This is a genomic window from Bradyrhizobium pachyrhizi (genome assembly GCF_029714545.1).
GTDB classification, from domain to species: Bacteria; Pseudomonadota; Alphaproteobacteria; order Rhizobiales; family Xanthobacteraceae; genus Bradyrhizobium; species Bradyrhizobium pachyrhizi.
Map to the genome: position 1 here is coordinate 8,602,116 of NZ_CP121667.1, position 19,234 is coordinate 8,621,349.

Annotated in this window: 13 protein-coding genes; 5 read left to right on the forward strand and 8 right to left on the reverse strand. The window is 65.7% G+C overall.

Annotated features, from left to right (window positions below; all coding sequences use genetic code 11):
• Nucleotides 1-17: 17 nt before the first annotated feature.
• Entirely contained in the window at nt 18-3,569 is a 3,552-nt protein-coding gene (locus QA639_RS40600; protein ID WP_157348831.1) for a helicase-related protein, read from the reverse strand.
• 659 nt (nt 3,570-4,228) lie between these two features.
• Nucleotides 4,229-5,059: a DUF3108 domain-containing protein gene (locus QA639_RS40605; RefSeq protein ID WP_080667176.1), complete on the reverse strand. Its 831-nt coding sequence runs from the start codon at nt 5,057-5,059 to the stop codon at nt 4,229-4,231.
• Between the two features lie 354 nt (nt 5,060-5,413).
• On the opposite strand from QA639_RS40605, the gene rpmB reads away from it, so the two are divergent.
• From rpmB to QA639_RS40620, 3 genes are all read left to right on the forward strand, one after another.
• Nucleotides 5,414-5,722 carry a 50S ribosomal protein L28 gene (gene rpmB / locus QA639_RS40610; RefSeq protein WP_028336197.1) on the forward strand — a complete coding sequence of 103 codons (309 nt, stop codon included), beginning with the start codon at nt 5,414-5,416 and terminating at the stop codon, nt 5,720-5,722.
• A 945-nt stretch (nt 5,723-6,667) separates the two neighbouring features.
• The gene (locus QA639_RS40615) at nt 6,668-6,895 is read left to right on the forward strand and encodes a hypothetical protein (RefSeq protein WP_028336196.1); all 228 of its coding nucleotides are present in this window, start codon (nt 6,668-6,670) and stop codon (nt 6,893-6,895) included.
• A 279-nt stretch (nt 6,896-7,174) separates the two neighbouring features.
• The gene (locus QA639_RS40620; RefSeq protein ID WP_283088846.1) at nt 7,175-8,380 is read left to right on the forward strand and encodes an ABC transporter substrate-binding protein; all 1,206 of its coding nucleotides are present in this window, start codon (nt 7,175-7,177) and stop codon (nt 8,378-8,380) included.
• Between the two features lie 198 nt (nt 8,381-8,578).
• On the opposite strand, the gene QA639_RS40625 is transcribed toward QA639_RS40620, so the two are convergent.
• From QA639_RS40625 to QA639_RS40640, 4 genes are all read right to left on the reverse strand, one after another.
• The gene (locus QA639_RS40625) at nt 8,579-9,541 is read right to left on the reverse strand and encodes an alpha/beta hydrolase (protein WP_283088847.1); all 963 of its coding nucleotides are present in this window, start codon (nt 9,539-9,541) and stop codon (nt 8,579-8,581) included.
• A gap of 29 nt (nt 9,542-9,570) precedes the next feature.
• Nucleotides 9,571-11,346: an NAD(P)-binding domain-containing protein gene (locus QA639_RS40630; RefSeq protein ID WP_157346917.1), complete on the reverse strand. Its 1,776-nt coding sequence runs from the start codon at nt 11,344-11,346 to the stop codon at nt 9,571-9,573.
• Nucleotides 11,347-11,421: 75 nt separating this feature from the next.
• Nucleotides 11,422-14,892: an acyl-[ACP]--phospholipid O-acyltransferase gene (locus tag QA639_RS40635; RefSeq protein ID WP_157346919.1), complete on the reverse strand. Its 3,471-nt coding sequence runs from the start codon at nt 14,890-14,892 to the stop codon at nt 11,422-11,424.
• Between the two features lie 287 nt (nt 14,893-15,179).
• Nucleotides 15,180-15,437 (reverse strand): hypothetical protein, encoded by a 258-nt coding sequence (locus tag QA639_RS40640; protein ID WP_028336191.1) that lies wholly within the window; start codon nt 15,435-15,437, stop codon nt 15,180-15,182.
• Between the two features lie 52 nt (nt 15,438-15,489).
• Here QA639_RS40640 and QA639_RS40645 point away from each other — a divergent pair, with 52 nt between their 5' ends.
• Nucleotides 15,490-16,110, forward strand: a complete 621-nt coding sequence (locus QA639_RS40645; RefSeq protein WP_028352135.1) for a TetR/AcrR family transcriptional regulator — start codon at nt 15,490-15,492, stop codon at nt 16,108-16,110.
• A 20-nt stretch (nt 16,111-16,130) separates the two neighbouring features.
• Here the strand turns inward: QA639_RS40645 and QA639_RS40650 are convergent, their stop codons facing one another.
• Complete coding sequence (locus QA639_RS40650) at nt 16,131-17,129, reverse strand: winged helix-turn-helix domain-containing protein (protein WP_051376256.1); 999 nt, start codon at nt 17,127-17,129, stop codon at nt 16,131-16,133.
• Between the two features lie 151 nt (nt 17,130-17,280).
• Between QA639_RS40650 and QA639_RS40655 the strand changes: the two genes are divergently transcribed.
• Nucleotides 17,281-18,459, forward strand: a complete 1,179-nt coding sequence (locus QA639_RS40655; RefSeq protein ID WP_157346921.1) for an ABC transporter substrate-binding protein — start codon at nt 17,281-17,283, stop codon at nt 18,457-18,459.
• 159 nt (nt 18,460-18,618) lie between these two features.
• Here the strand turns inward: QA639_RS40655 and QA639_RS40660 are convergent, their stop codons facing one another.
• Nucleotides 18,619-19,038 carry a hypothetical protein gene (locus QA639_RS40660; protein ID WP_028336188.1) on the reverse strand — a complete coding sequence of 140 codons (420 nt, stop codon included), beginning with the start codon at nt 19,036-19,038 and terminating at the stop codon, nt 18,619-18,621.
• Nucleotides 19,039-19,234: the final 196 nt, after the last annotated feature.

Consider the following 19,234-nt stretch of genomic DNA (forward strand, 5'->3'; position numbering starts at 1 on the left):
TTGAACCAAGGGTTGAACTATTCCTTCCGGCCTGCGAGCTGCTCTTTCAGGGCAGCGAGCTTGGCGAATGGCGAATTCGGATCGATCGGCCGGTCGCGGTCGCGCGGCGCGCTCGAGGCGTAGGGCCGATGCGACGGGCCGCCCTCGCGCTTGTCGCGGCCGCCCTTGCCGAAATCGCGGCCGCCGCGATCACGATCGCCGCGCTCGCCCTTGCGGTCGCCGCCGAACTTGTTGTCGCGGCGACGCTCATTGTCGCGGTCGCGACCCTTGCCTTCGAAGCGCTCGCGGCGCTGGCCCTTGTCGTCCCTGTTGTCGCGGGCCTGAGCGCCCTCGGCGGGCGCCGCAGCCGGATCCGCGGGCGCGCCCGGACGCGGCGCGCGGAAATCCTGGTGACGGCGCGGACGGCGATGCTGTTCGCGCTTGCTGTCGCCCTCACCGCCTTCAGCGGCCTGCGCTCCCTCGGCGGGCTTGCCCTGGTGACGGCCGCGGTTGCGATCGTGGCCGCGATGATGCGGACGGCGCTCGTCGGAACGGCCACCGGGACGCCAGACTTCGACCAGCTGCGGCTCGGCCGGCGTCTCCGCGGCGGCGACAGCGGCTTCAGCCGATGTTGCCTCAGCACTCGCGGTCTCCGCGGCCGCCTCAGTGGCGGTCTCGGAGGGCGTCTCTGCAGTGGCTTCCACGGCAGGTGCGGGCTCGGATACCGCGTCCGAAGCGGGCGCCTCGGCGGCGGGTTCTTCGGCAACAGCGGCGGGCGCCGCGGCAACTTCTGCCACCGGCTCGGGCTTGGTCTCGACGACGACCGGCGTCGCTTCGCTGGGCACTACCTCGGCAAAGCCGACATCGGGCAGCAGCGCGGCCGACGGTGCGGGATCGCCCGACACCGGCTGATCCGTGGCGGCCTCCGGCGCGTCGGCCACAACCTCGGCCGTGGCACCGACCGGCGCATCCACGGCGGCGTCGGACGTCGACTCGACCGGCGGCGTCTCGGCAGCGACCGTCTCGGTGGCCTCGGCCGCGGCCTCCGTGGTCTCGGCGACGGCCTCCGTGGTCCCGGTCACGGCGTCCGTGACCTCGGCCGGCGCCGCCTCGACGGGCTTCGGCGGCAGCGGCGGACGGCGGTCCATGCGGTAGCCGAGCGCGCGCAGGATCGAGGCAAAATCCTCGCCGGCGGAGCCGGTCAGCGAGGTCATCGCCTGCGTCACGACAAAGCCGCGGCCGTCGAACGCACCCGCGGGCTTCTCGCCCGGCGAGGTCTCGCGCCAGGCCAAAGCGGGACGGATCAGGTCGGCGAGCCGCTCCAGGATGTCGACGCGCACCGCGCGCTCGCCGCACTGGCGATAGCCGAGCACGCGATAGGCATCGCGGGCTAACTGCTTGTCGACCGGGAACGAGGTGCGGCCGCTGGAGGCGAGATGCTGCACATTCGACAATGCCGCCATGTCGGCATTGCTCTGCTTCTCGGCCCACAGCAGCGAGGCCAGCGAGCGCGCCGCGGGCTTCAACAGCTGCGGGAAATAGATGTGGTAGGCGCCGAACCGCACGCCGTATTTGCGCAAGGCCGCGCGCGAGGGCTGGTCGAGATCCTTCATCTCGGCCGCGATCTTCGCGCGTTCGAGCACGCCGAGCGCCTCGACCAGCTGGAAGGCGATGCCGCGGGCGATGCCCTGCAGGTCCTCGGCCTTGGACAGTTCGAACAGCGGCCCGAGCAGCTTTTCGATATGCGTCTTGAGCCAGAGGTCGAGCCGGGTCTGCACCGCTTCGCGCGAGGCGCCGGTCAGCCGCTCGTCGGAGATGATGCGCAGCCGCGGATGCAGCGCGTCCTCGGCGGCCACCAGCTTGGCGACCGCATCGCCGGTCCAGCGGATGGTGCCGTCGGAGGTCAGCACGAACTGCTCGTCGGGGGCGGCGCCCAGTTTCTCGGCGCGCGCATCGATCTCGCGCGCCAGCACCTGCTGGGCGGCGGCTTGCAGCGCCTTGGCGTCGCTGCCGGCCTCGGCCGCATCAGGTGCGAAGGTGAAACCATCGAGCCGGCCGATCACGTGGCCTTCCACGATCACTTCACCGGTCTTGCCAATTTCCGTATTCAAAACTGAGTTCTCCCGCAGGCGGCGCATCAATACACTGGTCCGCCTGTCAACGAAACGCTCCGTGAGCCGTTCATGCAGCGCATCGGATAATTTATTTTCGAGCTCGCGCGTGATCCCCTGCCAGTGGTCCGGGTCGTAGAGCCAGTCCGGCCGGTTGGCAACAAAGGTCCAGGTCCTGATCTGCGCGATCCGGCCCGATAGCGTGTCGATATCGCCGTCGGTCCGGTTGGCCTGGTCGACCTGGGCGGCAAACCATGCGTCAGGGATACGCCCCTTTTGCATCAGGAAGCCATACAGCGTGGTCACGAGTTCGGCATGGGCGGCCGGCGACAGCTTCCGATAGTCCGGAACCTGGCAGGCCTCCCACAGCCGCTCCACGGCCTTCGCCCCATGCGCCATATCGCGCACCTCGGCGTCGCGCGCGACATGCTCGAGCACGCGCAGATCCTCGGCCACCGGGGCCCGCGTCAGTGCCTCATGATTGGGCGACAGCGCCAGCGACACCTGCAACGCGCCGAGCGAGGCGAAGTCCAACTTCGCGTTGCGCCATTGCAGCACCTTGACGGCATCGAAGGTGTGGTTCTGCAGCGCGTTGACGAGCTCCGGCTCGAACGGCGCGCACCGCCCGGTGGTGCCGAAGGTGCCGTTGCGCGTCGCGCGCCCGGCGCGGCCCGCGATCTGCGCGAATTCGGCCGGCGTCAGGCGGCGGAACTGGTAGCCGTCATATTTGCGGTCGGAGGCGAAGGCGACGTGGTCGACGTCGAGATTGAGCCCCATGCCGACCGCGTCGGTGGCGACGAGATAATCGACGTCGCCGTTCTGGAACATCGCGACCTGCGCATTGCGCGTGCGGGGCGACAGCGAGCCGAGCACCACGGCCGCGCCGCCATGCTGGCGGCGGATCAATTCGGCGATCGCGTAGACCTCGTCGGCGGAGAACGCGACGATTGCTGTTCTGCGCGGCTGCCGCGTGATCTTGCGGTCGCCGGCGAATTCGAGCTGCGACAGCCTCGGCCGCGTGATGATCGAGGCGCCCGGCAGCAGCCGCTCGATCATCGGCCGCATCGTCGCCGCGCCCAGCAGCAGTGTCTCGTCTCGGCCGCGGCGGTTGAGGATGCGATCGGTGAACACATGCCCGCGCTCGAGATCGGCCGCGATCTGGATCTCGTCGACCGCGAGAAACGACACATCGAGATCGCGCGGCATCGCCTCCACGGTGGAGACCCAGAAGCGCGGCGCCTTCGGCTTGATCTTCTCCTCGCCGGTGACCAGCGCGACGTTATCGACACCGGCGCGGTCCGCGATCTTATTGTAGACCTCGCGCGCCAGGAGCCGCAACGGCAGCCCGATCAGGCCGGACGAATGCGCCAGCATGCGCTCGATGGCCAGATGCGTCTTGCCGGTGTTGGTGGGCCCGAGCACCGCGGTGACGCCTGCACCGGGCACGCGGTCATTTCCGAACGAAGTTGAGAAAGCCATATTTTGCAGGTGTTTCTTGAATTTGTTGGCGAAACGCTCAACCCGTCATCCCTAGTACAACAGCCGCTTAGCCGTTGTACTGGAGGAGCGCGTAGCGCGCCTCGAAGGATGCACGGCCGAGATTTATCCGCGCGTGTTGATCTGACTTTCCTCTCGCGGACCGAGCGGAGCTGTCGCCCTTCGAGACGGCCGCTGCGCGGCCTCCTCCAGCGACAACGGCGGAGCCGTTGCGCGGGGGTGACGGTTTGGCAGTGTGTTTCGGATTGGCAGCGTGTTTCACAAAACCTGTCTCACAATGCGACGCTTTCCGCGCCCACCTTAAGCTCTGGAACGACTCTAGAACGAATCGCGGCCGAATCGCTGACTCGATTTGGGACCCGAAACGTTCACCGCAACATCTCGGGTAGGCTGACGGCGGCGGCACTAGATCAAGTTTGAGAGGGCTCCACAAGCACAGGATATGCGGACTGAATTCCTTAAGTTCCAGGGGCGTCCGAGTCGAATCAGAAGCCGGCAAGAGTCAACTGGATTCGGGTGACGTTCGTTGCATGCCCCCGCGCGCTGAGTGCCCCGTCATTCCGGGGCGCGCGCCGCGCGAACCCGGAATCTCGAGATTCCGGGTTCGATGCTTCCGCATCGCCCCGGAATGACGGCGCGATTTACTGCGTCTTCGCCACGCGCGGCGGCGCGGCTGTGGTCACGAACGAGGTCGCTTCCAGCATGGCCTGGCCGAGCGGGGTCGGGATCGTCATGCGGAACGGCACCAGCAGGCGCGTGCCGGCGATCGGCACGAAAGCGATCTCGATGTTGCGCTGGGCGGCGAGATATTTGATCACGGGCCGATCCGGGATGTAGCCCGAGATCGGCACGAAATAGAGCGCGCAGACCAGCGCCGGGCCGTGATAGCCGCGCTCGGCCTTGACGATCTCGACCCGCTTGAAATCGAGCTTGAGGTCGTAGCGCATGCGGCCGTCGAAGATGCCGGCGCCGCTGCGACAGATATCCGGGCTCATCAATTCGGCATTGCCGGGCGCGCGCAGGAACGAGCCGGTCATCGGATCGAACACGTTCTTCTTCTGCGCGTCGGTCACCGGCAGGCGGTCGGGATCGACCGGCGGCTCCGGCTCGATCGCGGATTCCTTGATGCCGCCATTCGCCAGCACCATCCGGATCGTCTCCGACTTCTTCGAGGTGGTGGTGGTCGCGGTGTAGGACGTGGCAGCCAGCGTGCCGTTGACGACGCGGCCCTGCGAGGCGCCGGCGCCGGAGCCGCCGGAAAACGCCTTCAGGAGGCCTGCGGTGCCGCCCTGGGCCGAGGCCGAGAAGCTGTCGTCGCCGATTTCGATGGTCCAGGAGCCCTTGCCGACCGGGATACCGGCGAGCGTCGCCTCATACTGGGCGTCGAGCCGCCCCTGCGCGCTGGCACGCTCGGCGCAGAACAGCAGCAATGCGCCCGCGCACAGGCCGAGCAGCCGGCCGAGCGGGGGCAAAATGGCAATGGCGGTGGTCACTTAACCTACCTGACGGTCCTGCTATCGGCGCTCTATCCGTTGTCCATTTCGGCGTTCAATTCGGCCGGACAACAAGGCGCATCTTGTATGGAACCTAGACTTGCAGCCGAATACGCCCTTTATATGGTTGCCATATCCACCGTTAAGTGGCTGGAAGACCTTATGAACCGGCATTTCCGGCGCCCCGCATGCGGCGATATAATCTTGACGCTCGGGTATTCTCCCCCTATACACCCGCGGTTCCTGGAAAATGGACGCGAATTCAAAACCCCCGCGCGGGCCGTGTGATTGCACGCCCTTCGAGCGGCGGGGATGCAATAAGGATTTTGTAAGATGTCCCGGCGCTGCGAACTGACGGCCAAGGGCCCCCAGACGGGCCACAAGGTGAGCCACTCGAACATCAAGACCAAGCGGCGCTTCCTGCCGAACCTGGCCAACATCACCTTCATCTCCGAAGCGCTCGGCCGCAACGTGCGCCTGCGCGTCTCGACCAACGCGCTGAAGAGCGTCGACCACAATGGCGGCCTCGACGCCTATTTGCTCAAGGCCAAGGCCGACGTGCTCTCGCCCCGCGCCCTCGAACTGAAGCGCGCGATCGAGAAGAAGGTCGGCAAACCGGCGCCGGTGAAGCAGGCGAGCTGAGTTCTCGCTGCACACGCGAATTCGCGGAGAGAGTTTTGAACGGCCGGGTCAGATGACCCGGCCGTTTTTGTTTTGTGAAGATCGTCTCTTTCAGGGCGTCCCTCGTGGAATCATCCGAGAGCGCGAACATTTCAATTTGCGATGGTGCAGTGCTTGGAGAGGTTGTCGAGGCAATCGCAGGGAGCCGATACATCGCAGCAATCGCGTCTAAGTTCACCCTGAGCTCGGGACCCATGGGAGCGTGCTGGCACCCGGCGTTCCCTGCGCCCTCTGCCGACAAGCGGGGATCAAGCTGCCGCAAAACTCAGACCGATCGCGACGCGAGAATGCGAGCACACACCCTCTCCTGATGTCCGGCAGGTGTATCGATCCGACCGACGCGCGTGCGCGCGGGTGAGTAGCGAATGAAATCTTCTTTGCGCAATGATGCGTGAAGTAAAATCGTCCATCGCGTCGCGTGAGGAGAGATGGATTGCTTCGTCGCTTTGCGACTCGCAATGACAGGCGTCGCTGATGATTACGACAGCTGCCGCCAATGACAGCGATGTCATCTCTTCCATCACGCGCACATCACACGAATCTTCCGCTTGATGCATCGAGAGTGCGTGAAGAAACGCTTAACGCACGGGCCCCGACCAGCAAAGAAACCCTATAAATAAAGGCAAAGCGGGCCGCTCGCTCCGCCGTTAATCACAACATCACTGCACATCATCACGAGCGCATGAGGCGCATGCAAAACGCCACGATCTCTTCCAGATGTTAGTGTGCAAACAAGCCGTCCGACACGAATGCGATTCGACGCGGTACGCCGCATCGTCTCGAAGACCGTGAGGGACATCACGGCCAGCACAACTGATTGTGAGGCATGTGCGCCGCACTCTTGGGAAGAAGCCTGGCCGTTCCTATGTCACGTCCAAAGAACGACCCCGATAAAGGAATTGCTCGATGCAAGTTCGCGCAGCCGATCCGCGCGGAAGACTGGTGCCTGCGATTGCAACCGCCGCCGTGGCGGTGCTCGCGACAGCCGCCCTCGTCATCCTCGAATTCAACCCGCCCCGCAATGTGCAGGCCGCGGCCGAGCCCGGCATGATCACCTCCGCCGCCGCCAGCAGAGCCGGCGCTACCGTGCTGCCGACTGATCCGGTGACCACCGGCAGCGTGCGGGTGCGCTAAGGACTCCGCTTTCTCGTTATCGTCGTCCCGGCGAAAGCCGGGACCCATTACCCCAGCTGTTTATTGGTTAGAGCGCTGGGGCGACATTCCGCTTAACGGCAAATACTCGTAGTAATGGGTCCCGGCCTTCGCGGGGACGACGCTGGTGGTTACCGTGCCGCCATCGCACCAGCCGCATTTTCGCATCCCTGCCCCGGCGTCTCGTCGCAAGCCCACCTCCCTCGACCTGCGTAAGCTCTCCCTCGCGAACAAAACAAAAAAGCCACAGGGAGGCTCACGATGATCTGGAAGGCCGTCACGGCAGCCGCAGCGCTTGCGCTCGCGACACAGGCGCACGCCGCCGAGAAGAAATATGGCACGGGTGCCAGCGACACCGAGATCAAGCTCGGACAGACCTCGCCCTTCTCCGGCGCGGCGTCGGCCTACAGCGTGATCGCGAAGACGCAGGCCGCGTACTTCAGGATGGTCAACGACCAGGGCGGCGTAAATGGACGCAAGATCAACCTGATCACGCTCGACGACGGCTACTCGCCGCCGAAGACCGTGGAGCAGACCCGCAAGCTGGTGGAGCAGGAGGAGGTCGCCGCGATCCTCAATCCGCTGGGCACGCCGACGGGCCTGGCCGTGCGCAAATATCTCAACGACAAGAAGGTGCCGCAGCTGTTCGTCGGCGCCGGCGCCACGCTGTGGGGCGATTACGCGCATTATCCATGGACGATCGGCTTCCAGCCGTCCTACCAGGCCGAGACCGCGGTCTACGCCAAGTATGTGCTGACCAACAAGCCGGACGCGAAGATCGCGCTGTTCTACCAGAACGACGACGCCGGCAAGGACTACGGCAACGGCTTCAAGAAAGGGCTTGGGCCGGAAAATACCGCGAAGATGGTGGTGGCGGAGACGACCTATGAATCGACCGATCCGACGGTTGACAGCCAAATCGTGAAGCTAAAATCATCCGGCGCCAACGTGCTGTTCATGCACGCCATCCCCAAGCAGGCGGCGCAGGCGATCAAGAAGATCGGCGAGATCGGCTGGAAGCCGGACCTGTTCTTCCTCGCGGCGACCTCGACCTCGGTGTCCTCGGTGCTGAAGCCCGCCGGCTTCGAATACTCCAGGGACATCATCTCGTCCTACTCGCTGAAGGATCCGAACGATCCGCAGTGGAAGGCGGACCCGGACGTGATCGCCTGGCAGGACTTCATGAAGAAGTATTTTCCGGACGGCAATCTGCAGGACCAGTTGATCGTCTACGGCTATGTGGTGGCGGAGGCGACGGTGCAGGTGCTGAAGCAATGCGGCGACGACCTCACCCATGAGAACATCATGAAGCAGGCCGCCAACCTCGATATCGAGCTGCCGATGTTCCTGCCCGGCATCAAGGTGAAGACCTCGCCGACCGACTACTTCCCGGTCGAAGCGATGCGGCTGCAGAAGTTCAACGGCGAGACCTGGCAGCTGTTCGGCGACACGATCGGGAATGATTGAGGGGGTAAACTCAAAGCCATCCACTCCGTCGTCCCGGCGCAGGCCGGGACCCATTACCACTGCAGCCCGTTGTAGCAGCGAGCTGCGGCCCCAGCGTCCCACCACTTGTACCTTTGTGGTTATGGGTCCCGGCCTTCGCCGGGACGACGGGGAAGTTAGAGTCCCTTTGCCAACAAAGGCCGGGACGACGGGGAGGAATCAGACTCCCCGCTCCAGCAACACCCGAAAATCCGCCCGTGCGCGCTGCGCCTCGGCGCGTGCGGCCTCCGACGCATCGCCGAGACCAAAGTAGCCGTGAATCAGGCCCTCGCCGGAATGATAGGTCACGGGCACGCCGGCCGCCTGCAACGCCTTGGCGTAGGCATGGCCCTCGTCGCGCAGCGGGTCGAACCAGGCTGTGGTGACGACCGCCGGCGCAACGCCCGCGAGGCTCTTCGCGCGCAGCGGCGAGACGCGCCAGTCGGCGCCCTCGGCCTTGTCGGCGAGATAGTGCCCGCAGAACCACTGCATCGTCGCCCGCGTCAGGAAGTAGCCGTCCGCATTCTCGGCGCGCGACGGAAATTTGGCGTTCTCGGCGGCATCGGCGAAATCGCCGACCACATCGGTGACGGGATAGACCAGCAGCTGCCCGGCGAGCCTGATGCCGGCGTCGCGGCAGGCCAGCGCCGTGGTGGCGGCGAGATTGCCGCCCGCGGAATCGCCGGCAACACCGACGCGGGAAAGATCGCCGCCGAATTCGTCGATCCGCGCGACCACGTCGTGGATCGCGGCGAACGCATCCTCGAACGCGCCGGGAAAGCGGGTCTCCGGCGGGCGGCGGTAATCGACCGAGATCACGACAGCGCCGGTGTCGATCACGAGGTTGCGGGCCTGGCGATCATGCGTCTCGAGATCGCCGGCGACCCAGCCGCCGCCGTGGAAGAAGATCACGGTCGGCGCCGTGCCGCGGCCGTTGCGATAGAGCCGCGCGCCGAGCTTGCCGGCGGCGCCAGCGACCTCGATGTCGCGTGCCACGTCGACTGGCGGCGGCGGCACCGCCTTGCGCGCCTCCGCCAGCGCGCACAGCGAATCGCGGCAGCTCTGCGGCGTCATGGTTTCGGGATCGCGCAGCGGCAGCAGCGGAATGATCTTCTCAATGACGGGATCGAGCGGAAGCGGCATGGGAGTCCTTCAGTGTGAGTGCGTAGAGTTCAGGTGAGTTGCTTGGAAAGCGCGCCGGCCTCGATCGCGGATATCTGCAGCGCGATGAAGCGGCTGTAGATGCGGGCCTGCGAGAACGCGCCGCCGGCGAACCAGAGGCCGGGCTGCGGCGTGCGCGTCCACATGTTGCGCAGCTCCTGCGTCGCATCGTCAAAGCCCCAGACGCGGCCGACGCGCTCGGCGACGTCCTCGCCGAACAGCCTGCCGACCAGATGGTCCGGGCCCTTGTAGCCGGTGGCGAGCACGAACAGCTCGGCGGCGAGCGAGGTGCCGTCCTTCAGCGCAAGGCCCGTGGCGGTGATATCGGCGATGTCGGCGGCCTGGATCAGGCGGATCCTGCCGTCGGCGATCAGTTCGGAGCAGCCGACATTGAAGTAGTAGCCGCCGCCGCGAGAGCGAAACTTCAGCGGCCAGCCGGTGCCGTCCTCGCCGAACTCGAGCCGGAAGCCGGCGCGCTCCAGCCGCGACAGCAAGGGCGCATCGAGCCGCTTCACCTCGTCGGTGATGATCCTGTGCGCGATCTTCATCACCGGCAGCGGCACGCCGGAATTGAGGATATCGCGCACCTCGATCGGCGGGCCGTCGCCGAGATAGGTCTTGTCGTAGAGCTGCGCCGGCTCGACATTGACCACCATGGTCGGGCTGCGCTGGACCATGGTGACGTCGGCGCCGGCGGCGTGCAGCTCCTGGCAGATGTCATGCGCGCTGGTGCCGGTGCCGAACACCACGACCGAGCGCCCGGCCCATTCGCGCCCGGCCGCGAACGCGCTGGAGTGCAGCACCTTCCCCTCGAAATTCCCGATGCCGTCGATCCGGGGAATGTTCGGCGTACCGCTGACGCTGGTCGCGAGCACGATGTGCTTCGGATGCAGCGTGCGCGGGCCATCGCTCCGCTGCAATGCCACCGTCCAGCGCTGCGTCGTGTCGTCATAGCGCGCGCCTTCGAACGAGGTCTCGGTCCAGAAGTCGAGCTCCATGATGTCGACATAGCTTTCCAGCCAGTTCGCGATCTTGTCCTTCGGGATGTAGTCCGAGAAGCTCGGCGGGAACGGCAGGTAGCGGAACAGATTGACCGGCGTCTTGTTGTGCAGCTTGAGGCCGCGATAGCGCAGCCGCCAATTGTCGCCGATGCGCCGCTCGCGATCGACGATCAGGGCATCGAGCCCGATCCGCTTGCACTCGACCGCGGCCGCGATGCCGGCATGGCCGCCGCCGACAACAAGCACGTCAGGCTCGCGGTCGGCATAGGCGCGCGAGACCTGCCGCTGCTCCAGCCAGTCGGGTGCGGCGAAATCGCGCGCGTGGGATTGCTCGGCGGCGCGATCGGCGCGCGCCTCGCAGATGCGGTTGAAGTCGAGCATCGTGGAGAACGTCCACGCCACGGAATTTCCGCTCCTCTCATGCAGCAGGCGGACCGCGCCGGTGCCGGGACCATTCGACGTGTCGAAGGTGAAGACCGCCTCGATCGTCTCGCGTCCGGCCACCACGGCCCGCCGCGGTATCAAGGCACGGTCATCGAGACGAAATCCGCGCGCGCCGACCGCTTCAGCGCGCGCCAGCAGCTCGGCGACGACGCGCTGCCGCCCGCTGAAGGTCGCAAACTGCCAGGAGATGCCGAAGATATTGCGCCAGTGGCTCTCCGGCGCAAACAATGCGGATAGAGCCTCGGTGGAACGGCTCGCGAGCGCCGCATCCAGCGCGCCGATCCATCGCTCGGCGGCAAGTTCAGGCGCGTCCTCCGTAGCCGGGTTCAGTTTGTCCAGCATGATCGTGCTTTCTCGGGAGCAGTTGTCGTCTATCTGACAACATGCTCCCGAAAAGCACAACCATCATGCCAAGACTCATGCGACGTGTTGCGCCAGCCGCGCCGGCTCGGCCTCGCCCTCATCGCCGGCGGGCTCGGCCTGCGGTGCGGGCGCCGCAGCGAGTTCCGCTGCTATTTCCTTGGCCAATGCAGTGGCGCCGACATAGTCGGTCTTGCCGGTGCCGAGCAGCGGCACCTTGTCGACGACGCGGATATCGGCCGGCACCGCGAGTTCGGAGGCGCCGACGCTCTTGGCCTGGCGCTGCATCGCGGCGCGGTCGGCGTCCTTCTGCGTGGTGAGCAGCACGATGCGTTCGCCCTTGCGCTGATCCGGCAGCGTGACCGCAACCGACATGGCCTGCGGCCAGATCGCAGCCGCGATCGCCTCCACCGCTGACAATGAGACCATCTCGCCGGCGATCTTGGCAAAGCGCTTGGCACGGCCCTTGATCGCGATGAAGCCCTGCGCGTCGACCGTGACGATGTCGCCGGTGTCGTGCCAGCCCTCGGGCAGCGGCTCGAGCACGCCGGGATTCTCGGCACGGAGATAGCCGAGCATGACGTTCGGGCCCTTCACCGACAGCCGGCCGCCTTCCTCGATGCCGGGGACCGGATCGAGACGGTACTGCATCAGCGGCGAGATCCGGCCGACGGTGCCCTGACGGTTGGCCATCGGCGTGTTCATCGCCAGCACCGGCGCGGTCTCGGTGACGCCGTAGCCCTCGAGGATCCGGATGCCGTAGCGCTCCATGTAGATCTGCCGTGTGCGCTCCTTCACCGCCTCCGCACCGGCAATGACGAGCCGCAGCGTGCGGAAGTCATAGGCATGCGCCGAGCGGGCGTAGCCGGTGAGGAAGGTGTCGGTGCCGAACAGGATCGTCGCGCCGGTCTGGTAGATCAGCTCGGGCACGATCCGGTAGTGCAGCGGCGACGGATACATGAAGATCGGAATGCCGCCGAGGATCGGCATCATCATGCCGCCGGTCAAACCGAACGAGTGGAACACCGGCAGCACGTTGAACACCTTGTCGTTGGCATTGGCATCGACCCGCGCCAGCGCCTGCGCCGCGTTGGCGAGGATGTTGCGATGGGATAGCACGACACCCTTCGGCGTGCCCTCCGAGCCCGAGGTGAACAGGATGACCGCGGGATCGTTGGCCTTGCGGGCAACGCGCGGCGCGATGCCGGCGCGGAAGCCCGCGATCTTGTCGGCAAGGCCGATGCCGGCCCTGACATCCTCGAGATAGACGACGCGCGCCTGGCCGGCGAGCGCCGCGATCAGCTTGTCGAGCTTGCCCTTCTCGATGAAGGCCTGCGACGTCAGCACGGTCTTGACCTGCGCCGCCTTCATCGCGGCCAGCACGTTGACCGGACCTGCCGAGAAGTTGAGCATCGCCGGCACCCGGCCGATGGTCTGCAGCGCCATGAACACCACGGCGACGCCGGCCGAGTTCGGCAGCAGCACGCCGACATTCTCGCCGATCGCGGTGCCCTGCTCGAGCTTGCGGCTCAACACCTGGGCGCCGAGGATCAGCTTGCGATAGGTCAGCTTGGTGCCGAGCGCGTCCTCGATGATCGGCTTGCCGGTGTCGCGGTCGCGATAGGCATGGCCGAGGCCTTCGAACAGCGTGTGGTCGAGCATCGCGTTCTGGACCATGGCGTTGATCATGACGTCCTGCAGCGCGGCGCCGGCGGCATTACGGCGCGCCTTGCCTCGCAGCGATTCGTCGACCGGCAGCTTCACCGGCGGCAGGACCGAGATCGTCACCTTGGGGAACCAGGAGCGCTTGATCTCGCCATTCTTGAGATAGCTGAGATGCGAACGCTGCGCGCCCTCGATGCGGACCGGGACGACGACCGCATCGGCCTTGTCGGCGATCATCGCGGTGCCGTCATAGACCTTCATCAGCGACCCCGAGACCGTGATGCGCCCTTCCGGGAAGATCACCACCGGCTCACCGGCGGCGACCAGCTTGATCAGGTCGCGTGCCGCCAGCGGCTTCGACGGATCCATCGTGTAGTGCTTGATCATCTTCAGGAACGGCTTGGCCCACCACGCCTTGGCGATGCCGGTGTCGACCGCGAAGCTCGCATCGATCGGCAAGGTGGCGTGCAGCAGCGGGCCGTCGACCAGGCTGACATGGTTGGGCGCGATCAGCATCCGCGTGCCCGATGGCGGCAGATTCTCCATGCCGCGCACCTCGACGCGGAACAGCGCCCGGAACAGCAACGCGCCGAAGTCGCGCACGCCCTCCTTGCCCCACTTGCTCAGCACGAACCAGACGGTGCCGAAGCTCGCGACGGCGAGGCCGAAGAAGATCCAGGCGATCGGCAGGCCGACAGCCTGCAGCGCGCCGACGAACACCGCGCCGGCGACCATGAAGCCGGCCTGCAGGATGTTGCCGGCGGCGATGATGCGGGCGCGCTCGGACGGCGCGGTCCAGGCCTGCACGGCGGCAAACGACGGCACCACGAACAGGCCGCCGCCGAAGGCGAACAGGAAGAAGTCGGCCAGCATGCGGAAGCCGCCGAACGAGCTCGCGAACGCGGCCGCGGTGACGTCCTTGCCGAGCGAGGTGGTGGCGATCGCCCAGGCGAGGTCGAGCCCGATCACGCCCATCACGATGGCGCCGATCGGCACCAGCGCGAGGTTCGGGCGAACGTGGCTGAGCTGCGCGGCGAACAGCGAGCCGGCGGCAATGCCGATCGCGAACACGGCGAGGCACAGCGTGACCACGCCCTCGGTGCCGCCGACGCCTTCCTTGATCAGCGCAGGCAGCAGCGACAGCACGATCGCGCCGACCATCCAGAACCAGGACACGATCACCATGCCGTCCCACAGCCGCGGCTCGGCATAGAGCGACTTCAACAGGCGCACGGTCGAGGTCCAGGGATTTTTGGTGATCGGCAGATCGGGCGCGGACGGCTGGGTCACCGGGATGCGCGACGCAAATGCCCAGGACAGCACCGACAGACCGACCACGGCAGCGCAGATCCAGCCCATGTGGCTGGCGCCGGCGACGAACATGCCGCCCGCGATGGTGCCGATCAGGATCGCCATGAAGGTTGCGCCCTCGACCAGCGCATTGCCGGTCGCGAGTTCGGACACCGACAGCTGGTCGGGCAGAACGGCATATTTCACCGGGCCGAACAGCGCGGCGACGATGCCGAACAGCGCCAGCGCGATGAACAGCAGCGGGATCGAATGGGTGAAGAAACCGGCGGCGGCAAAGGCCGCGGCGAAGATCTCGAAGAACTTCAGCCGGCGGGCGACGACGGACTTGATGTAGCGGTCGGCGAGCTCGCCGCCGAGCGCCGAGAGCACGAAGAACGGAGCGATGAACACCGCCCCCGCGAGCTGAACCAGCGCCGGCCCCTGCTCGTTGGCGACGCCATAGAGCAGCATGATGACGAGCGCGTTCTTCAGCACGTTGTCGTTCAACGCCGAGCAGAACTGCGACCAGAACAGCGGCGCGAAGCGGCGGGACGTCATCAATTCCTTGATCATGACCGGTTCCTTGGGTTAGCGCGCACGGCGCTGGCAGGTCTGCGAGTTCGGGTGGCGGAGAATGGTGAGCGTGGAGAAAATGACGGGGATGCCGCAGCCTTTAGTCTTTTCCGCAACGTATCGGTTCGAAGGCGCGCAAAATCCGGCGCACCGGGAGGTCGCGACATTGCCCGCCAGAGATGTACGAGACCTTATCCAGACCTGGGGTTGATCGACGCCGGACCGGCTCGCGGAGGACATGGTGAGCGCTTTGTTGAGGTTTCGCCGACAATTGCGGCCCGCGTGCTTCAGGTCAGTTCACTCAAGCCGCCGAACGGCGACCATCGACAGTTGCGCGGCTTGCAGCGGCCTCCGCTCGCAGCCGCTTGGCGCGGCGCGCGCCGATCCGCGCGCCGCTGCTCCAGGACGCCTGCGACGTCGCAGGCGCGGGCGATCCGCTCGATCGGCGCGGTCGCCAGAGTGAGGACGGCGCGGCCGAAGCCCTTCACGAGCTCGATCGCGTCATCGACAAGGGTGGTGGTCAATTGAAGTGCTAGGGTCTGCATCTGAGTGGCCTCCTATGCCAACTTGAGCAACGCTCAAATTAGTAGTATGAAAATGAACATTGTTCAAGAAGAATCGCGACGAGACCAAAAAAAACTTCAGCGGCGAGCCCTGCTGATGGAGATCGCGCGCCGGTCAATCTCAACTAAGGGATTGAAATCACTCAAGGTTCGCGATGTCGCCGAGGCCGCCGGGTGCTCCATCGGCAGTGTCTATAATGAGTTCGGCGACTTCGACGGGTTGATCCTGACCGTGAACCGGGAGACCGTTCACGCCCTGACCACGCGGCTCAAGGCGGTCCCGGCCGACGATCCCCTGCGCCAGCTGCACGGACTTGCCGACGCCTATCTCGGCTTCGCCACCGAGCACGCCAATCTGCTGCGCTCGCTGTTCGAGCACCGGATGGAGGACGACCGGCCATTTCCGGAAGACATCCTCACGATGGTGATGGACGCGTTCGCGCTGATGCAGACGCCGCTGCTCCGCCTGCTGCCCGATCGTGATCCCGGCGACGTCGCGCTGCTGTCGCGGATGATGTTCTCCGCGGTCCACGGCATCATCTCGCTCGGCCTCGAGGAGCGCATGGTCGCGGTCCCGCCCGAGATGCTGCGCGAGCGGCTCGCGCAGTTCGTCGACACGCATCTGGCGGGGCTCGGTGTTTCGCGGCGCACGTAATCACACCGGGTGCGCCTCGATCAGGTTTGACTGCGGGCAACGCGGCCTGGGTGAGCAAGGGTCCAGAGCGGTTCGAGGAACACGACACTGGTACCTCCCTCGCGGAAGACGAGCTTGAACTCGATACGTCCATCCGCGGTGATGGAGGCGGAATGCAGTCCGGTATTGCCGTCATAGCGCAAGACGTCGTCGAGGACATAACCGGTGAAGCCGCCGGAAAAGCCGGGCCCGGGTACCCGGCTGTGCGGCATCGCCGGGCCGTTCACGAGATAGCCGGTCGCGACACCGTCCCGATCGACATTGGTGACGATCATCATGAATTGGCGGTGCGAATTGATCCATCCCTGGTCGCTCACCCACACGCCGAGAAAGCGGCGGACATTGTCCGGCACGTCACTTGCCGGCGCGCGAACGCGATAGGCGGGAAGCGGCAGCTGCTTCTCGGCGGCCAGCGCGGTGATCCGCTCGACATCCTGCTCCGGCACGATGCCGTGGTCCTCCGGCACAAACCAGTGCGCCAATTCGGCCAGAGGATGCCTCATCCCGGCGGCAATCGGCGGCGCGGATGCGAGTGATGCGAAGGCCATCACCGACAGGCCGGCGACCAGCGACCTTCGGGGAAGCGCGGCCAAGCGTGCTGCGATGCCGCGTGGAGCGGACATTTGGCGCGAGGCGTTCTGCGATCCATGATCGTGCGGCGGCGGCACCGGCCTGGCATCGAGGCGATAGCCGCGGCGAGACACCGTCTTGATGATACTGTGGTCATCATCGCGCAGCTTCAGGCGCAGCTCGCGGATGCACTGGACGAGCGAGTCGTCGGAAACCGCGACGTTACCCCAGACGGCCTCGTGCAGGTCCTGCTTGGATGCCAGCCGCCCGGCATTGCCGGCAAGATAGCCGAGCACCGCGAATGATTTCGGCCTGAGATCGAGATCGACGCCATCCACGCGGGCTACGCCGCGGGCGAGATCAAGCTCAAAGGAATCAAATATCAAAACGGAATCAGTCGCCGGGTCCATAGAGGTCACTCCATGCCCACAGACGGCACCAATCGGGAAAATTTAGCAGGAAATTCGCCGTTCTGTCACTTCTTCATCAGGACTTCCCTGGCGCGAAGCCGATAGTCGCGAACCGGCCCGGCATCATCTCCGGGCTCGCGGGAGGTTGGCCATGTCGAGCACCCGGTTTGCCGTGTTGGTCGGGGCTGTTCTGGCGCTTGCGGCGGTGCGACCGGGACACGCCCAGGCGCAGGACGTCGTAAGGGTCGGGCTGGTGATGCCGTTGACCGGCGTCCTGGGGCCGGTCGGCAAACAGGCGGTCGCCGGGGCGCGGCTCTACATGGCACAGCACGGCGACATGGTCGCCGGCCGCAAGGTCGAATTGATCGTCCGGGACGATGCCAGCGTGCCCGACAACGCCAAGCGCATTGCGCAGGAGCTGATCGTCAACGACGAGGTCGCGATCCTCGGCGGCGGGCTGACGCCGAGCGTGCTGGCGCTCGCGCCGCTGGCCAATGAGAGCAAGACGGCAACCGTCGTCATGGTGTCGGGCACCTCGATCGTGACCGAACGGTCGCCTTACTTCGTGCGCTCCAGTTGGACGCACGCGCAGCAGGCCAGCGTGCTGGCGAATTGGGCGGCGAGGAACGGATCGAAGCGGGCCACCATCATCGCGTCCGACTGGGCACCCGGGCGCGAAGCCGCCGGCGTATTTTCGGCGAGCTTCACCGCGGCCGGTGGAACGATCGTCGAAGCGCTGAAAGTGCCGCTGGCCAACCCCGATTTCGCGCCGTTCCTGCAGCGCGCGCGGGATGGCAATCCCGACACCCTGTTCATTTTTGTCCCGACAAGCCAGGCCGGTATCCTGGCCAAGCAGTTTGTCGAGCGCGGGCTCGACAAGAGCGGGATCAAGCTGATCGGCCCCGGCGACATCGCCGACGATGAGGACCTGCCGGGCATGAGCGATGCGATGATCGGCATGATCACGGCGGGGTTCTATTCCGCCGCGCATCCATCCGACCTGAACCGCGACTATGTCGCGGCATTCCGCAAGGCCAACGCGAATGTTCGACCGAACTTCATCAGCGTCAGCGCCTATGACGGCATGCATCTGATATACGAGGCGCTGAAGGTGACCGGCGGCAAGACCAACGGCGATGCGTTGGTCGAAGCCATGAAGGGCATGGCCTGGGAAAGCCCGCGCGGCCCGATGTCGATCGACCCGAAGACGCGCGAGGTCGTCCACGACATCTACATTCGCAAGGTCGAGAAGGTCGGCGGCGAGCTCTACAGCGTCGAGCAGGAGACGTTCAAGACGGTCAAGGACCCCGCCAAGGTCGCGAACCGATGAGGGAGACGGAGTAGCGGCTGATCCGGCTTGGCGTAGGCCTTTGCGGTGTCCCGGCATAGCGGGTGACGGCCGACACAGGACTTGCGTTCAGACCATCCCCCCTGCAACACGACCGATCCCGAGCCAGCAAACCAGCTCGTCCAACGCCACTCCGACGCTTCAAGCGCGCGCCCGCGCGATCGTGCCGCCGACGATCTGCATGGCAACGCCGAGCACCCAGCCCGCCATGATGGCCGCGGTCCAGCCGATGTCCGGCTCGCTGCGCAGCACGACGACGCCAACCGAGAAGAACGCAACCATCGTCGCGAGGAAGGTCCCGATCGCGCCGAGCAGCTCCGCCGCGTCGATCTTGCGCATCGACGCCGAATCCTTCGGGTGGAACAGCTTGGGCGGCGTATCGATGCCGAGATAGAAGCCGATCGCGCCGCCCAGCATCATGACGAGCAGGAACGCCTGCGAGGTCAGCGCCGAGACGCTCGAGCCGACATGGATGGCGACAAACAGACCGCTTGCAGCTCCCGCCAAAGCAAGACCGAAGCGCTCAAGGACATGGGCAAATTTTCTGACGTGGCTGCGCATCGCTATGCCTCATCAATGAATTGCGCCGCTATCAGGCTAGGCCTTTTCGCAGCAACGCGAAAGCCGTCGCCTCTCACATGGCCGCGACCACGTGACGCTTTGTGCGCCAGTTCACACCTATCGCGGCATGGAATGTTTAAAGAGCGATCAAAGGTAGCAAACGATCCGGTCCCTGCTACGCTGCGCCACCCGCTTC

Excerpts from the sequence above, each read along its gene's own strand:
- QA639_RS40600 (WP_157348831.1), bottom strand. The coding sequence starts at position 3,569 with ATGGCTTTCTCAACTTCGTTCGGAAATGACCGCGTGCCCGGTGCAGGC.
- rpmB (WP_028336197.1), top strand. The coding sequence starts at position 5,414 with ATGTCCCGGCGCTGCGAACTGACGGCCAAGGGCCCCCAGACGGGCCAC.
- QA639_RS40615 (WP_028336196.1), top strand. The coding sequence starts at position 6,668 with ATGCAAGTTCGCGCAGCCGATCCGCGCGGAAGACTGGTGCCTGCGATT.
- QA639_RS40620 (WP_283088846.1), top strand. The coding sequence starts at position 7,175 with ATGATCTGGAAGGCCGTCACGGCAGCCGCAGCGCTTGCGCTCGCGACA.
- QA639_RS40625 (WP_283088847.1), bottom strand. The coding sequence starts at position 9,541 with ATGCCGCTTCCGCTCGATCCCGTCATTGAGAAGATCATTCCGCTGCTG.
- QA639_RS40630 (WP_157346917.1), bottom strand. The coding sequence starts at position 11,346 with ATGCTGGACAAACTGAACCCGGCTACGGAGGACGCGCCTGAACTTGCC.
- QA639_RS40635 (WP_157346919.1), bottom strand. The coding sequence starts at position 14,892 with ATGATCAAGGAATTGATGACGTCCCGCCGCTTCGCGCCGCTGTTCTGG.
- QA639_RS40640 (WP_028336191.1), bottom strand. The coding sequence starts at position 15,437 with ATGCAGACCCTAGCACTTCAATTGACCACCACCCTTGTCGATGACGCG.
- QA639_RS40645 (WP_028352135.1), top strand. The coding sequence starts at position 15,490 with ATGAACATTGTTCAAGAAGAATCGCGACGAGACCAAAAAAAACTTCAG.
- QA639_RS40650 (WP_051376256.1), bottom strand. The coding sequence starts at position 17,129 with ATGGACCCGGCGACTGATTCCGTTTTGATATTTGATTCCTTTGAGCTT.
- QA639_RS40655 (WP_157346921.1), top strand. The coding sequence starts at position 17,281 with ATGTCGAGCACCCGGTTTGCCGTGTTGGTCGGGGCTGTTCTGGCGCTT.
- QA639_RS40660 (WP_028336188.1), bottom strand. The coding sequence starts at position 19,038 with ATGCGCAGCCACGTCAGAAAATTTGCCCATGTCCTTGAGCGCTTCGGT.